We start from the raw sequence: 14,294 nt of genomic DNA, 5'->3' as shown, positions 1-14,294 counted from the left end.
CCCGGATGCCGGGAAAGTCTAGCAGCTGCGTTCAGCCGCAGGGGAGGAACTCCCTCTGGGTCGTCGCGGCCAGGATGGCCTTACAGAAGAGGCGTGGATCACGGGAGGCCAGGCGCGTTTCGACCCCAGCGTGGCCGATGAGCCGCGTGACCGTGGGGGCGATGGCTGCCCGCGCCTCCGGGCGAGATGGCGCGGGATGATCCCGTGGGTCGTCATCCCCGATCGTCGGGCGTGATGCCCGTGAACGGCTCTCCGTGCCGGGCCAGGCGCTCGAGGTCCTCCGGCCGGTCGACGTCCCAGAGGCGGGCGGGGCAGGCCAGCCGCCAGCCCAGTGCCTCGGCACGCTCGCGGGTCTGCGCCATGACCTGGTTCTTGCCCCAGTCGATGGCGGTGAAGAGGTGGCGATCGGACCGCCGGACCCCCACCAGCGCATAGCCGCCATCCTCGACCGGCAGGAAGACGCCGTCGGCGTCGTTCAGCGCCGCACGGCATAGGGTCAGCAGCGTCGGGGTGAGGGCCGGACAGTCGCTGCCAATCAGCAGTCCCGGTGCCTCCATGGCCGCCAGGGCGCGATGCATGCGCTCGCCCAGGTCCCCCTCGGGCTGGGCGCGAAGGGTGATCCCGTGCTCGGCCGCCAGGGCCTGGAAGAGCGGGTGGCCATGATCCAGGGCGGTCCACAGCGTGATGCGCTCCGGCACGGTGGCCGCCAGGGCCACGTCCAGGGCATGGCGCAGCAGTCGCTCGTGGAGCCGGCAGGCCCCCTCGGCGCCCAGGGCCGGGATCAGCCGCGTCTTCACCCGTCCGGGGATCGGCGCCTTGGCCAGTATCGCCAGGGGAAAGCGGCCGCGAGGATCAGCGGACATGGTGGTAGTCCCGGGCCAGGTCGTCAGGGGAGGCGCCGCGCCAGTAGCGCCAGCGCAGCCGCCACATCAGCAGGATGGTCCGCCAGGCGCCCTGGCGCTCCCAGCGCCGCCCCGAGGTCGTCACCTTCTCTCCCAGGCAGGCCGGCGGCGACAGCCGCTTCAGGCGTCGCGACATCTCGATGTCCTCCATCAGCGGCTGGTCGGGAAAGCCGCCCGCGGCCTCGAAGGCCTCGCGGGTCATGAACAGGCCCTGGTCGCCGGTGGCGATGCCCGTCAGGCGGGATCGCCGGTTCATGGCGAAGGCGATGACGCCCAGCAGCGGATGATCCCCCGCCAGCCGGACATCGAAGCGCCCCCAGACGTGTCGTCGCGACAGCGCCGAGGCGATCGCACTCTCGGCCCCCGGCGGGAGCCGGGTGTCGGCGTGCAGGAACAGCAGGTGCCGGCCGCGGGCCTCGCGCGCCCCGGCATTCATCTGCCGGGCGCGGCCGGACTCGCTCTCGATCACCCGCGTGGCCAGTGCGGCGGCCCGGCTCGGCGTATCGTCGCGGCTGCCGCCGTCCACGACCAGGACCTCCACGCCCCTCTCGCGCAGGGGGGCGAGGCGGGTCAGCTGCGTCTCGATGATGACGGCCTCATCGAGGCTCGGAACGATGATGCTGAGCCGCGGCCTCGCCGGCATGCTGTCTCTCCTTATGGTCCTCGGGCGCGATCGCCGCCACCAGCTTACCGCTTATCGCGACGTAAGGTCGTGCGGCACCGGGCGACAGAGGGATGAGCCCGCCCACTCCGGGCGGCGCCGGCACTCGCGGCGCGCCGGTCTGCGCCGCACAGGGAGGTGATCCATGTCCCGGTGGCGTTGTCCCACGCTCTTGGTGTTTGTCGCCTGGCTGCTGCTGTCACCGACGGCGGCACTGGCGGCGCTGCCCACCGAGGAAACGCCCCGCGTGCCCCTGGCGTACTCCCTGCAGGAGTTCCGCGAGGCGGTGCGCGCCGGCGGCCCCGGCAAGGACGGCATCCCCTCCATCGACCGGCCCCGCTTCCACTCGGCGGCCGAGGCGCGGCTCGCGCCGGACGACCTCGTTATCGGCCTCTACCTGGGCGGCGAGGCCCGCGCCTATCCGCAGCGTATCCTGGTGTGGCACGAGATCGTCAACGACACCGTGGACGGCCGCCCCGTCAGCATCACCTACTGCCCGCTGACCGGCAGCGCCCTGGGCTTTCATCGCGGCGACGCCGAACTCGGCGTCTCCGGCCGGCTGGTCAACAGCAACCTGGTCATGTATGACCGCACCACCGGCAGCGAGGTGCCGCAGATGCTCGGCGTGGCCATCGACGGCCCGCTGGCGGGGCGAGGGCTCGAGGAGCTGCGCCTGGTCTGGACCACCTGGGACGCCTGGAAGACGCGTCATCCGGACACCCGGGTGCTTAGCCGCGAGACCGGCCACGTGCGCAACTATCGACACGACCCCTACGGCAGCTACGCCCCGTTGCGCGGCTACTATCGCCCGCAGAGCGCCCGGCTCTTTCCGGTGATGACCGAGAGCCGCCGCCTGCCGCCCAAGGCCAGCGTGCTGGGCTTTCGCACCATCCAGGGCGCGGCCGCCGTGACCCGCGAGGCGCTGCGCCGCGAGGCGGTGATCGAGCTTGCCGTCGGCGACAGCCACTATACGGTGATCTCCGACGCCGACCTGGCGACCGGTTGGGTCTTTCACAATCCCCGGCGGGTCGAGATCCGCGTCGATGACCTGACCTTCGGCCCGGCGGGCGTCAGCGGCGGCGGCACCGAGGCCCTCGGTCCGATCCATGCCTTCGAGGCCATGTGGTTCGCCTGGGCGGCGTTCTATCCCGATACCCTGCTCTACGGGGCGGCGGAGGACGTGCCATGACCGCGCTCGCCGCCCTGCGCGATGCCCTGGTCGGGCGCCCCCGGAACGCGGTGCTCGTCGGGGGGTGTGGGCTCGCCTATGCCGCGCTCTACCTTTGGATGATCGGCGACCTCGGCCCCGGTGGGGGCGGCGGGCTTGCCGCGCGCTTTCCCGCCTGGGATCGGGTCTGGCAGGCACGCGGCCCCTTCCACTTCGAGCCGGTGGGCCTGATCGAGGCCGGCCCCTGGGTCTGGACCTTCAGCCCGCTCAATACCCTGCTGGGCCTGGGGATCGGCCTGCTGCTGGGTGGCAACCTAGTGCTGGGCTGGCGGGTGCGTCGCGCGGCGATCCACTGCGCCTGGCACCCCCCCGGCGGCTCCCTGCTGGCCGCGCTGCCGGCCCTGCTGGCGGGCGGCGCCTGTTGCGCGCCGATAGTGCTGATCTGGCTGGGGCTGCCGCTGGCCGGCGTACTGAGCCCGTTGCTCCCCTGGCTGCTGCCGTTGGCGGTGCTGCTGTTGCTGGCGAGTCTCGCTACCCTGGCCAGGCGACTGGCCGCCTCCACGCCATGAGCGACGGGAGGAGTAGAATGTCGAGCATGCTCGATCGATGCGGCCACGGGCTCGGGGGCTGGCTCTCCTGCCCGAGGCCCTGGTACCGTCCCCAGCAGCCGGTCGAGGAGGATATCCAGGCCTTTCTCGAGCCCGGTGACGTCCTGCTGGTCGAAGGCTCCTCTCGGATCAGCACGGTGATCAAGTACCTCACGCAGTCGACCTGGTCCCACGCCGCCCTCTACGTGGGGGATGGCGGCTTCGTCGAGGCGGATCTGTCGGAGGGGGTGCGAATCGTGGGCTTGGCGGCCTACGAGGGCCATGCGCTGCGCATCTGCCGCCCGGTGGGGTTGGGCCCGGACGAGATCGACCGCCTGGTCGCCTTTGCCTGCGGGCGGGTGGGCCACCGCTATGACCTGCGCAACCTCCTGGACCTGGCTCGCTACCTGCTCCCCCTGCCGCCCGTCCCCATGCCCTGGCGACGCCACATGCTGGGGCTGGGCAGCGGGGACCCCACCCGGGCCATCTGCTCGACCCTGATCGCCGAGGCCTTCCAGTCGGTAAGCTACCCGATCCTGCCGATCCCCGTGGCGGGGCGTTCGCGGGTGTTCCGCCGTCGCCACCATACGCTGTTCACCCCGCGGGACTTCGATCTCTCGCCCTGGTTCGAGGTCGTCAAGCCGCACCTGGTGGGAGGCTTCGACCCTCACGGCCTGAGGTGGCAGGAGCCGGCCTGAGTCCGCCATGGCTCAGGACGACAGCTCGATCACCCGCCCACCGGCCGCCGCGGCGTCCTCGCGGTCGTGGGTGACCAGCAGGCTCGGCAGGCCGGCCTCGCGCAGGCGATCGAACACGAGCTGGCGCATCTCCTGGCGCAGGTGGGTGTCGAGCTTCGAGAAGGGCTCGTCCAGCAGCACCGCGCAGGGGGCCGACAGCAGCAGCCGCATCAGCGCCACCCGGGCCTTCTGGCCCCCGGACAGCGTGGCCGGGTCGCGGTGGCCGTAGTCGGCGAGGCCGATGCGGGCCAGGGCCTGCTCGACCCGGGCGGCCTTGTCGGCGGTGGCCCGGGGCATGCCGAAGCGCAGGTTGCCGGCCACCGACAGGTGGGGGAAGAGCAGCGGGTCCTGGAACAGCAGGCCGATGCCGCGGCGTTCGGCCGGCAGGTCGCCGAGGTCGCGGCCGTCCAGCAGGATGCGGCCGGTAGCCTGGAACTCGGGGGCCAGGAAGCCGGCCAGGTAGGCCAGCAGGGTCGACTTGCCCGAGCCGGACGGGCCCATGACGGTGAGCACCTCGCCCGGCCCGATGCGGGCATCGAGCGCCACCAGTGTCTGGCCGCCCAGGCGGATACGGACGTCGTCGAGGTCGAGTCGATGGGGGGTATTCATGGGGCTCCCTGCATGCCGCGGCGGTTCGACCATAGCAACCTCGGCAGGCCGATGGCGATCACGAAGCCCACCAGCGGCAGGCAGGCCTGGACCAGCGCCCAGACCCCGATCACACGCCGATTGCCGCCGGCGGCCAGCGAGACCGCCTCGGTGGTGACGGTGGTCACCCGTCCCGCGCCCAGCAGCTGGGTGGGCAGATACTGGCCGATGCTCACCGCCAGCCCCACGGCAAGGGCGGTCAGCAGGGGGGCCAGCAGCATCGGCAGGCGGACCCGCCAGAAGGCCGCATTGCGCGAGACGCCGAGCGTCAGGGCCAGCTGGGACCAGCGCGGGTCGAGGCGCCGGTAGGCCTCCGAGAGCGAGAGGAAGACATAGGGCAGCACGAACAGCAGGTGACCGAAGGTGATCAGGCCGTGGGTCGGCCGGGTGCCGAGCTGCTCCATCACCACCACCAGGCCGAACAGGAAGGCGATCTGGGGCACGATCAGCGGGAGGTAGAGCAGCCAGAGGGCCTTCGAGGCGGCTCGCCCGGTGCGCTGCTCGTTCTCCAGGGCCGCCAGGGCCAGCACCCCGGCGAGCAGGGTCGAGCCCAGCGCGATCAGGGCCGTCGAGGCGAGAGGCCCGCCCAGGGAGGGCAGCGCCTGGGCCCAGTGGTCCAGCGTCATGCTGCGGGGCAGGGCGTCGGGAAACCGCCAGAATCCGGCCACCGAGTAGATCGCCAGGCCGGCGATGCCGGCGAAGGCGACCCCCGTGGCGAGCAGGATCCACAGCTTGCCGCCGACGTGCAGGCAGGTCTCGCCCCGCCGGCGGCCGCCGCGGGCGATCCAGACGTTCATCAGCCTGGCCACGAGCCGCTCCAGCCCCCACCAGGCCAGCAGCGCCGCGGCGGTGACGCCGAGTTGCAGGATCGCGCCGGCCGAGGCCAGGAAGCGCTGGTCGAGGTCGGGGTCGCTGAACCAGGTGAGGATCGACACGGCCAGCGTCGGCGGCAGGGTGGGGCCCAGGATCATCGCCACGTCCACCACCGACGAGGCGTAGGCGATGACCGCGAACACCGGCAGGCGGATCAGCGGGTAGAGGGCCGGCGCCACGACCTTGAGCCAGGCGATGGCGGGTCGATAGCCCAGTGAACGGGCCATGGCCACGCGACGCTCGGGGTCGAGCTGGGGCAGCGCCGCCAGGCTCATCAACAGCAGGAAGGGCACCTCCTTGATCACCAGCCCCGCGATCAGCGACAGCCCCCAGGGGTCCTGGACGATCAGCAGGTCCGGCGGGCGCTCCCAGCCCGTCAGCGTTGGTGACGCCAGCCGCGCGATCAGCCCGGAAGGGGCGATCAGGAAGGCCAGCCCGAAGGCCGCGGCGGCATGGGGAATGGAGAGCAGGGGCGAGACCAGGCGCCGGATCCAGCGGTCCAGCCGGCTGCCCGTGGCGGCCGCCAGGTAGAGCAGCACCACCGCCAGCGAGATGGCGGTGGCGATGAGTCCGCTGGCGAAGCTGATGGCGACCGATCGCCCGATGCCCGGCTGGGCGGCCAGTGCCCGCCAGGGCGCCAGGGAGATGTCGTCCCCGCCGAGCGCCGGCAGGTAGCCGAAGGCCGGCAGCAGGGCCATGGCGAGGCCCGCCAGGATCGGCGCGACCAGCAGGGTGACGATGAGCGCGGGTGCCAGGCGCAGCATCATCGGGTGTGCCTCGCCTGGTGTGCGACCGGGGCGCTGACCGTCGTCCTCATTGGCCGATGTAGCGGGCCTGCCAGGCGTCCTGCAGGGCCGTCATCCAGCTCGGGTGCGGCTCGGGCAGCGTCCGCTCAAGGGCGCCCGCCGGCAGCATCGCCGGGTTGCTCGTCTCCAGGGTGAACAGCGCCCGGTCGGCTTCCTCCAGGCGGGCCACGTCGAGCACGGTGCGATCTCCCCAGACGTCGAGGTCCTGCTTGGTCGCCTGGGCCTCCGGCGACAGCAGGAAGTTGGAGACCACCATGGCGCCGGCCTGGTGGGGCGAGTTGAAGGGGATGGCCACGAAGTGCACGTTGCCCAGGGTGCCGCTCTTCGGCACGTAGCTGCGCGTGCTCTCCGGCAGCTCGTAGTCGGCCACCGCCGCGGCCGGCTCCGAGGGCGTGAAGGTGAAGGCCAGCGACAGCGCGCCGTCGCCCATCAGGCTGCGCATCTCGGGCCCGCTGGCGGGAAACTGGCGGCCACTGCGCCACAGGTGGGGGTGCAGGGCATCCAGGTAGTCCCACAGCGGCGCGGTGACGGCGGCGAAGTCGCTCTCCTCGACCGGCGCGTAGAGCGCCTCGCCTTGGTCGCTCAGCTCGATCAACGCCTGCTTGAGGAAGGTGCTGCCGGTGAAGTCGGGAATCCGCGGGTAGGTGAAGCGGCCCGGGTTCGCCCGGGCCCAGGCCAGCAGTTCGTCGACGTCCTGGGGCGGCGTCTCGACCTCCCCGCTGTCCCCGCGGAAGGCGTCGCTGTCGTAGTAATAGGTGATCTGCGCCCGGCCCCAGGGCGACTCGTAGCCCTCGGTGGGCAGGGTGAAGTCGGTGACGACCTCGGGGTTTTGCTCGGGGCGGGTCAGGGCGAAGTTCGGCAGCGCATGGGCGAAGGGCCCGAACAGCAGGTCGTTCTCCTTCATGGCGGCGAAGTTCTCGCCGTTGATCCAGATCAGGTCGACGTTGCCGGCGTCATCGTTGCCGGCCTGCTTCTCCGCCAGCACCCGGGAGACCGCCTCGGCGGTATTGCCGATCTTGACGTGTTCGAGCGTGACGTCGAACCGTTCGTCGACCCGCCCGGCCACCCAGTCGATGTAGTCGTTGGTGCGCTGATCGCCGGCCCAGGCATACCAGTAGACCGTCTGGCCTCGGGCCTCGTCGAGCACGGCGTCCCAGTCGGCCGGATCGGGGGCGGCCGCAAGGCCCGTGCTCATCAGCAGGGCCGGCAGCAGGGCGGCGAGGCGGGCGGAGAAAGCGTGCATCACGGGATTCCTCATGGACGTGTGGGGAGGGGGAGTGCTCAAGGGCGAGCCGGGGGCAAGGACGCGTCAGCGCGGAGCAGGCGTTCCAGCTCGCGGCGCTCGTGGCGGACATGCTCGATGGAGGCCACCGACAGATAGTGGTCGACGCGGTCGCGGACATGCGCGACCAGGGCATCGTCGCTCAACTCGGCGGACCAGTCCTCGCCGCGGTCCCGGGCATCCCGCGCGCGTCGATGGCTGGCCCGCCACTTGGCGCACCAGGTCAGCGACCAGAGCCACATGGCGTCTCGGCACGCCAGGAGCGTCTCGACACTCCCCGCGATGCCCGTGGCGTCGATCCAGTGCCGGTAGAAGGCGGCCACCTCGGCGGGCGTCAGCTCGGCGCGGCTCTGGAGGTCCCAGGTGGTGGAGGTATAGAGGCTGGCGTGGGCCAGGTCGAAGCCGACCAGGCCGTAGCGGCACTTCTCCAGGTCCACCAGCACCGCGCGTCCGGCCTGGGTGACCAGGAAGTTGCCGGGATGGGCATCGAAGCTGATCAGTCGGGGCGCAGCACCTGGCCCGGCGGGCAGCTGCCTCGGCAGGCCGGCCAGCTCGGCCTCGATCCGATGATGGGCATCGGCCTCCAGTCCGGCCTGGTCGAGGAAGCGAGCCTGTTCCCCCACCTCGTCGAGCATCGCGGTCCAGGGATCCGCGGGCGACTGCAGCGGCGCGCGCTCCGCGGCGTCCGGCACGTCCAGCATGTGCAGGCCGGCCAGTGCCTCGGCGATACGGGGGAGGTCCTCCGGCAGCCGCGCCGGGCGACCGCGGATGGCGCTCACCAGCAGTCCGCCGCGCGGGAGCTCCGGGCTCGGCGGCAGCAGGCCGTGCAGCGAGGGGGCATGGCCGCCCTGGCTGGCGCGGGAGAAGCAGGCCGCCTGATAGGCGAGGTTCTCGGTGGGGTCGAGTCGCATCTGGCTCTGCTTCGGCAGCCGCGCCACCCAGTCGAGCGGTGCCCGCTCGAGCCAAACATGGTGATGGGCCAGGCCCGTGTCGGCCATCGGATGCATGGCCTCGATGCCCGTGTCATGCCCGGCGCGGGCGAGGGCCATGGCCAGGGAACGGCAGAGGGCCGAGGGGGCCTGCGGCGAACCTGGGCGGGAGGCGTTATCCGGCATGACGCTCCTTGAGGGCTGGACGATCGGTCATGGATGGTCGCACGAGGAGGACGTTCCTTACATCGCCGCCGCCTCATGCGAGAACGCTACTGGACCCGGTCGTGGAGGCGGGGTTTTGTCCTCGGCTGTAAGTCCTCGATGCGTGGTTCGACACAGGGGTATCGCTGATGCGCCGTCAGCGTCATTGCCCTATCCCGGACAAGCACCACCAGAGGACACGATCATGTCACAGCATGACGAACAACGCCGCAGGCTGCTGGGTCGCCTGAATCGACACCTGGCCTATACGGCCCCGCTGCTCGCGCTGGTGGCGGGCGGGGCCGTCCTGCCCGCCTCGGCGGGCGATGACGCGGCCGTCGCGGCCTACTCCTCGCCGTCGGAGGCGGCCCTGCTGCTGGCCAGCCACCACATGGAGGGAGAAGCCCAGGCGGAGGGAGCAGCCGAAGCTCAGGGTGAAGCCGAGGCTGAAGGAGAGGCTGAAGGAGAGGCTGAAGGAGAGGCTGAAGGAGAGGCTGAAGGAGAGGCTGAAGGAGAGGCTGAAGGAGAGGCTGAAGGAGAGGCTGAAGCCCAGGGAGAAGCAGAAGGTGAAGCCGAAGCCGAGGGTGGCGCCAGCGCCGCGGTGGAAAGGCCCGAGGGCTACTCGCCGGCCTACCGCGAGACCGGCGGCAACCCCGCGCAGATGCTGGCCCGCGGCGAGGAGCTCTACAACGACACTTCCCTGAGCAGCAATGGCCTGGCTTGCGCGAGCTGTCACGGCGGTGAGGGGCAGGACACGGCCTTCAATCCGACCTTCCAGCAGCCCTTCCCCCACCGGGTGGCGATGGCAGCCAACCGATTCGGCATGCCGGAGGTTCACGCCGACGAGATGGTGCAGGTCTGCATGGTCGCCCCGATGGCCGCCGAGCCGCTCGAGTGGGGCAGCGAGGAGCTGACCTCGCTGGCGGCCTACGTGGTGGAGGTGCAGAAGCGCTTCGCCGGCGAGCCCCACGACCTCTGAGCCTGGCATCCGTCTCGCCTAGGGCCCGTGTCCGACGGGGCGGGCTGTTGCCGCCCCCGGGCCCACTGCCTACGCTGATATCGGCAAAGACTGAACCACTGTGACCCGATGGGGTTCTCAGGGAGAGGCGTTCCAGGGTGGGAGGCAGATGACGAATCCAGATCGCAGGGGCAGGACCGGGCGCATCCTGATGCTGGCGAGCCTGCTGTGCCTGGCGCTGGGGGCCCTGCTGGCCTGGCAGGTCCAGGCGCAGCAGGCAGAGCGTGTCGCCCTGGTGATGACGGTCGACGATGCCATCGGCCCGGCCATCGACGACTACTTCCAGCGTGGCCTGGAGCTGGCCGAGGAGCGCGAGGCCGAGCTGGTGGTGGTGGAGATGGACACGCCGGGCGGACTCGATGCCTCGATGCGCGCCATGATTCGCGCCATGCTCACCTCCAGCGTGCCGGTCGCCATCTATGTCTCGCCGGCGGGCGCCCGGGCCGCCAGCGCCGGCACCTACCTGCTCTACGCCAGCCATGTGGCCGCCATGGCGCCGGCCACCCATCTCGGCTCGGCGACTCCGGTGCAGCTCGGCGGAGGAGGGGGCTTTCCCGGCATCGGCAGTGAGCCTGAAGCGCCGGGTGATGCCGGCGACTCGGACGCGGCGACGAACGAGGCGTCGAGTGGCGCGCAGGAGAGTGGCGCGCAGGAGAGTGGTGTGACGGAGAGTGGTGTGACGGAGAGCGGCACGGAGGGTGGCGCGACGCAGGCCGTGGCGGAGGAAGGCAGAGCATCGCCCGAGCCGGCCAAGCGTCGGGGCAACACGGCCATGGAGCGCAAGGTGCTGGAGGATGCCGTCGCCTACATCCGCTCGCTGGCCGAGCGCCACGGTCGCAACGCCGACTGGGCCGAGCAGGCAGTGCGCGAGGCGGTCAACCTCACCGCCCGGGAGGCCCTGGAACAGAACGTCATCGAGGTGGTGTCCCCTGACCTGGAGGACCTGCTGGCGCAGCTCGACGGGCGCACCGTGGTGATGGACGACGGCGAGCGCACCCTGGCCACCGCCGGTCTTGCCATCGAGCGCTTCGATCCGGACTGGCGCACCGAACTGCTGGCCGTGATCACCAACCCCAACGTCGCCTATTTCCTGATGATCATCGGCTTCTACGGGTTGATCTTCGAGCTCTCCAACCCGGGCGGCCTGGTGCCGGGCACCATCGGCATCATCTCGCTGCTGCTGGCGCTGTTCGCCTTCCAGGTGCTGCCGGTCAACTATGCTGGATTGGCGCTGATCCTGGTGGGGCTGGGGCTGATCGTGGGCGAGGCCTTGATGCCCAGTTTCGGCGTTCTCGGGATAGGCGGCATCGTCGCCTTCGTGATCGGATCGGTGATACTGATGGATGCGGATACCCTGAACATCTCGCTGCCGATGATCGGCGGCATCGCGCTGCTCGCGGCGGGCCTGATGCTGTGGGTCATGACGCGCTTCATCGGTCTGCGGCGTCGCACGCCGCAGACCGGCCAGGAGGAACTCGTCGGCAGCAAGGCGCTGGTCCTCGAGGACTTCACCCGCCACGGGCATGTGCGCCTGATGGGTGAGCGCTGGAATGCCCGGAGCACTCAGCCGCTCACGCGCGGCCAGTCGGTCCGCGTGACGGCGGTCGATGGCCTGACCCTGGAGGTCGAGCCGCTGGCATCGTCATCCTGATCACGTCCGGCGCGGTCGATGAGTCGCATCGCCCGGCCCAACCGAGGAGTCGCCATCATGCTGCTTTCCTATCTCGTCCCGGTCGTCCTGCTGATCCTGCTGCTGGCGGCCTCGATCCGCATCCTGCCCGAATACAAGCGGGGGGTGGTGTTCTTCCTGGGCCGCTTCCAGGCGGTGAAGGGGCCGGGGCTCCTCATCATCATTCCGGGCATCCAGAAGATGGAAGTGGTCGACCTGCGGGTGATCACCATGGACGTCCCGGAGCAGGACGTCATCTCCCAGGACAACGTCACCGTCAAGGTCAATGCGGTGCTCTACTTCCGGGTGGTGGACCCCGAGAAGGCGATCATCCAGGTGGAGAACTTCGTCAACGCCACCAGCCAGCTGGCCCAGACCACCCTGCGCTCGGTCCTCGGCAAGCACGACCTGGACGAGATGCTCTCCGAGCGCGACAAGCTCAACGATGACATCCAGGAGATCATCGACAGCTCCGCCGAGGGCTGGGGCATCAAGGTGGCCAACGTCGAGATCAAGCACGTCGACCTCGACGAGAGCATGATCCGCGCCATCGCCCGCCAGGCCGAGGCGGAGCGCGAGCGTCGCGCCAAGGTGATCCACGCCGAGGGCGAGCTGCAGGCCTCACAGAAGCTGGTCGAGGCGGCCAACGTCATGTCCGAGAACTCCGCCGCGCTGCAGCTGCGCTACCTGCAGACCATGAGTGACATGAGCAACAAGAACGCCTCGACCATCGTGGTGCCGCTGCCCATGGACATCATGGAGGCCTTCCGGCAGATGAAGGCCTCGCCCGCCGCCAGGGCGCGCACCGGCGGTGCCACGCCGGACGACGCCTCCTGAGCCCCGCTCGGCGCTACGGTCGCCCCCGTGATGAGCCGCGGGGGCGATTGGCGCGCCCCGCCCCGTATGCACCCCCGCCTCATCTCTGCTAGACTCGCGCGCTCTTGTCGGGTGCATGCATCAGACTTTCGTCGCGTGATGCCCCGCTGATGCAGAGCAAGGGAAACGGCAGATCGCGTTGACAGCGCCGGCCACGCCGCCCTGGCGCCTCGCCCCCCGTGTCCTCGCCGTGTCGGCGATACCCCCTTCATCGCGTCGGGCATGGCTCGACGCCACGCCGATGCCCCGCGTGTTCCCGTGCGCCCCTCTGGCGGCATGGGTCTTGCACTGGGTCTTGCAATTGAGCTCCTGACACACGGGTCTCGCGACACGGCTCCTCTCCCTCGAGACGCCCACGGCGGCCGCACCGGCCGGGGGAGGGTTCGCTCACCCGACAACCCGAATGCCTCACGGCCCTCCCATTCCCCCTGACTGGACCGCAGCATGTACGAGAAAATGAAGCTGAGTTGGTTTTCCAACCTCAAGGGCGACACCCTGGCGGGTATCGTCGTGGCCCTGGCCCTGATCCCCGAGGCCATCGCCTTCTCCATCATCGCCGGCGTCGATCCCAAGGTCGGGCTCTACGCCTCCTTCTCCATGGCGGTGATCATCGCCTTCGCCGGCGGCCGGTCGGGCATGATCTCGGCGGCGACCGGCGCCATGGCGCTGCTGATGGTCACCCTGGTCAAGGAGCATGGCCTCCAGTACCTGCTGGCCGCCACCCTGCTGACGGGGGTCTTCCAGATACTGGCCGGCTACCTGCGCCTCGCCGACCTGATGCGCTTCGTCTCGCGCTCGGTGGTCACTGGCTTCGTCAACGCCCTGGCGATCCTGATCTTCATGGCCCAGCTTCCCGAACTGACGGACGTGACCTGGCACGTGTACGCCATGACGGCCGCGGGACTCGCGATCATCTACGGTTTCCCCCGTGTACCGGTGGTGGGCAAGCTGCTGCCGTCGCCGCTGGTCTGCATCCTGGTGCTGACCGTGGTCTACATGATCACCGGCATGGAGATCAGGAGCGTGGGTGACATGGGCGAGCTGCCCGACACCCTGCCGGTCTTCCTGTGGCCGGAGGTGCCGCTCAACCTCGAGACCCTGATGATCATCCTGCCCTACTCGCTGATGCTCACCGTGGTGGGTCTGCTGGAATCGATGATGACCGCCACCATCGTCGACGACCTGACCGATACCCCCAGTGACAAGAACCGTGAGTGCAAGGGCCAGGGTCTGGCCAACCTCGGCACCGGACTGCTCGGTGGCATGGCGGGCTGCGCGATGATTGGCCAGTCGGTGATCAACATCAAGTCCGGGGGGCGCCGGCGCCTCTCCACGCTGATCGCCGGCGTGATGCTGCTGATGATGGTGGTCTTCCTGTCCGACTGGGTGTCGCAGATTCCCATGGCCGCCCTGGTGGCGGTGATGATCATGGTCTCCATCGGCACCTTCAGCTGGGAATCGATCCGCGATCTCAGGAAGCACCCGCTGAGCAGCAACATCGTGATGCTGTCCACCGTGGCGGTCACCGTCGGGACCCACAACCTCGCCATCGGCGTCTTCGTCGGCGTGCTGCTGGCCGCCCTCTTCTTCGCCAACAAGGTGGGCAACATCCTCTATGTCGGTGCCGAGCAGCCCGACGAGGGCCACCGGGTCTACAAGGTGGTCGGCCAGGTGTTCTTCGCCTCCTCCGAGCGCTTCGGCGATGCCTTCGACTTCAAGGAGACGGTGGAGAAGGTCACCATCGACCTGTCCCGCGCCCACTTCTGGGACATCACCGCCGTCCAGACCCTGGACCGGGTGGTGATCAAGTTCCGCCGCGAGGGCTCCGAGGTCGAGCTGATCGGCCTCAACGAGGCCAGCGCCACCATCGTCGACCGCTACGCGGTGCACGACGACCCGGCAGCCGTCGAGAAGCTGATGGGCGGCCATTGACC

13 protein-coding genes are annotated in these 14,294 nt (G+C 70.0%); 7 read left to right on the top strand and 6 right to left on the bottom strand.

The window, feature by feature from the left end; genetic code table 11:
• Window positions 1-212: 212 nt before the first annotated feature.
• Window positions 213-863 carry a TIGR04282 family arsenosugar biosynthesis glycosyltransferase gene (locus BOX17_RS04045; protein WP_071942173.1) on the bottom strand — a complete coding sequence of 217 codons (651 nt, stop codon included), beginning with the start codon at window positions 861-863 and terminating at the stop codon, window positions 213-215.
• Window positions 853-1,545: a TIGR04283 family arsenosugar biosynthesis glycosyltransferase gene (locus BOX17_RS04040; protein ID WP_071942172.1), complete on the bottom strand. Its 693-nt coding sequence runs from the start codon at window positions 1,543-1,545 to the stop codon at window positions 853-855. Before BOX17_RS04040 ends, BOX17_RS04045 begins: the two co-directional genes overlap by 11 nt.
• 163 nt (window positions 1,546-1,708) lie before the next feature.
• Between BOX17_RS04040 and BOX17_RS04035 the strand changes: the two genes are divergently transcribed.
• From BOX17_RS04035 to BOX17_RS04025, 3 genes are read left to right on the top strand one after another with little or no spacing between them, the layout of a single operon-like run.
• On the top strand, window positions 1,709-2,752 hold the full coding sequence (locus BOX17_RS04035) for a DUF3179 domain-containing protein (RefSeq protein WP_071942171.1): 1,044 nt from the start codon (window positions 1,709-1,711) through the stop codon (window positions 2,750-2,752).
• Window positions 2,749-3,300 carry a hypothetical protein gene (locus tag BOX17_RS04030; RefSeq protein ID WP_071942170.1) on the top strand — a complete coding sequence of 184 codons (552 nt, stop codon included), beginning with the start codon at window positions 2,749-2,751 and terminating at the stop codon, window positions 3,298-3,300. The genes BOX17_RS04035 and BOX17_RS04030 overlap by 4 nt, the downstream gene beginning before the upstream one ends.
• Window positions 3,301-3,326: 26 nt before the next feature.
• Entirely contained in the window at window positions 3,327-4,016 is a 690-nt protein-coding gene (locus BOX17_RS04025) for a C40 family peptidase (RefSeq protein WP_086830780.1), read from the top strand.
• Between the two features lie 12 nt (window positions 4,017-4,028).
• Here the strand turns inward: BOX17_RS04025 and BOX17_RS04020 are convergent, their stop codons facing one another.
• Genes BOX17_RS04020 through BOX17_RS04005 form a run of 4 tightly spaced genes read right to left on the bottom strand, consistent with a single transcriptional unit; the run spans window position 4,029 to window position 8,779 of the window.
• Window positions 4,029-4,664, bottom strand: coding sequence for an ATP-binding cassette domain-containing protein (locus BOX17_RS04020; RefSeq protein WP_086830693.1), 636 nt, complete (start codon window positions 4,662-4,664; stop codon window positions 4,029-4,031).
• Window positions 4,661-6,340: an ABC transporter permease gene (locus BOX17_RS04015; protein WP_071946631.1), complete on the bottom strand. Its 1,680-nt coding sequence runs from the start codon at window positions 6,338-6,340 to the stop codon at window positions 4,661-4,663. The genes BOX17_RS04020 and BOX17_RS04015 overlap by 4 nt, the downstream gene beginning before the upstream one ends.
• A 49-nt stretch (window positions 6,341-6,389) precedes the next feature.
• Window positions 6,390-7,625, bottom strand: a complete 1,236-nt coding sequence (locus BOX17_RS04010; protein ID WP_071942167.1) for an ABC transporter substrate-binding protein — start codon at window positions 7,623-7,625, stop codon at window positions 6,390-6,392.
• Between the two features lie 38 nt (window positions 7,626-7,663).
• A complete protein-coding gene (locus tag BOX17_RS04005; protein WP_083582066.1) occupies window positions 7,664-8,779 on the bottom strand; it encodes an aminoglycoside phosphotransferase family protein in 1,116 nt (371 codons plus the stop codon).
• A gap of 223 nt (window positions 8,780-9,002) precedes the next feature.
• Between BOX17_RS04005 and BOX17_RS17035 the strand changes: the two genes are divergently transcribed.
• From BOX17_RS17035 to BOX17_RS03985, 4 genes are all read left to right on the top strand, one after another.
• Window positions 9,003-9,776 carry a c-type cytochrome gene (locus tag BOX17_RS17035; protein WP_071942166.1) on the top strand — a complete coding sequence of 258 codons (774 nt, stop codon included), beginning with the start codon at window positions 9,003-9,005 and terminating at the stop codon, window positions 9,774-9,776.
• A gap of 148 nt (window positions 9,777-9,924) precedes the next feature.
• On the top strand, window positions 9,925-11,466 hold the full coding sequence (locus BOX17_RS03995; protein ID WP_071942165.1) for an NfeD family protein: 1,542 nt from the start codon (window positions 9,925-9,927) through the stop codon (window positions 11,464-11,466).
• A 57-nt stretch (window positions 11,467-11,523) separates the two neighbouring features.
• The gene (locus tag BOX17_RS03990) at window positions 11,524-12,321 is read left to right on the top strand and encodes a slipin family protein (RefSeq protein WP_071942164.1); all 798 of its coding nucleotides are present in this window, start codon (window positions 11,524-11,526) and stop codon (window positions 12,319-12,321) included.
• Between the two features lie 483 nt (window positions 12,322-12,804).
• Window positions 12,805-14,292, top strand: coding sequence for a SulP family inorganic anion transporter (locus BOX17_RS03985; protein WP_071942163.1), 1,488 nt, complete (start codon window positions 12,805-12,807; stop codon window positions 14,290-14,292).
• Window positions 14,293-14,294: the final 2 nt, after the last annotated feature.

Origin of the sequence: Halomonas aestuarii, assembly GCF_001886615.1 — a bacterium.
Lineage (GTDB): Bacteria > Pseudomonadota > Gammaproteobacteria > Pseudomonadales > Halomonadaceae > Halomonas > Halomonas aestuarii.
This window is presented reverse-complemented; position numbering and strand designations above follow the sequence as displayed.

Excerpts from the sequence above, each read along its gene's own strand:
- BOX17_RS04040 (WP_071942172.1), bottom strand. The coding sequence starts at position 1,545 with ATGCCGGCGAGGCCGCGGCTCAGCATCATCGTTCCGAGCCTCGATGAG.
- BOX17_RS04025 (WP_086830780.1), top strand. The coding sequence starts at position 3,327 with ATGCTCGATCGATGCGGCCACGGGCTCGGGGGCTGGCTCTCCTGCCCG.
- BOX17_RS04035 (WP_071942171.1), top strand. The coding sequence starts at position 1,709 with ATGTCCCGGTGGCGTTGTCCCACGCTCTTGGTGTTTGTCGCCTGGCTG.
- BOX17_RS03985 (WP_071942163.1), top strand. The coding sequence starts at position 12,805 with ATGTACGAGAAAATGAAGCTGAGTTGGTTTTCCAACCTCAAGGGCGAC.
- BOX17_RS04045 (WP_071942173.1), bottom strand. The coding sequence starts at position 863 with ATGTCCGCTGATCCTCGCGGCCGCTTTCCCCTGGCGATACTGGCCAAG.
- BOX17_RS04015 (WP_071946631.1), bottom strand. The coding sequence starts at position 6,340 with ATGCTGCGCCTGGCACCCGCGCTCATCGTCACCCTGCTGGTCGCGCCG.
- BOX17_RS04030 (WP_071942170.1), top strand. The coding sequence starts at position 2,749 with ATGACCGCGCTCGCCGCCCTGCGCGATGCCCTGGTCGGGCGCCCCCGG.
- BOX17_RS04010 (WP_071942167.1), bottom strand. The coding sequence starts at position 7,625 with ATGCACGCTTTCTCCGCCCGCCTCGCCGCCCTGCTGCCGGCCCTGCTG.
- BOX17_RS04020 (WP_086830693.1), bottom strand. The coding sequence starts at position 4,664 with ATGAATACCCCCCATCGACTCGACCTCGACGACGTCCGTATCCGCCTG.
- BOX17_RS03995 (WP_071942165.1), top strand. The coding sequence starts at position 9,925 with ATGACGAATCCAGATCGCAGGGGCAGGACCGGGCGCATCCTGATGCTG.
- BOX17_RS04005 (WP_083582066.1), bottom strand. The coding sequence starts at position 8,779 with ATGCCGGATAACGCCTCCCGCCCAGGTTCGCCGCAGGCCCCCTCGGCC.
- BOX17_RS17035 (WP_071942166.1), top strand. The coding sequence starts at position 9,003 with ATGTCACAGCATGACGAACAACGCCGCAGGCTGCTGGGTCGCCTGAAT.
- BOX17_RS03990 (WP_071942164.1), top strand. The coding sequence starts at position 11,524 with ATGCTGCTTTCCTATCTCGTCCCGGTCGTCCTGCTGATCCTGCTGCTG.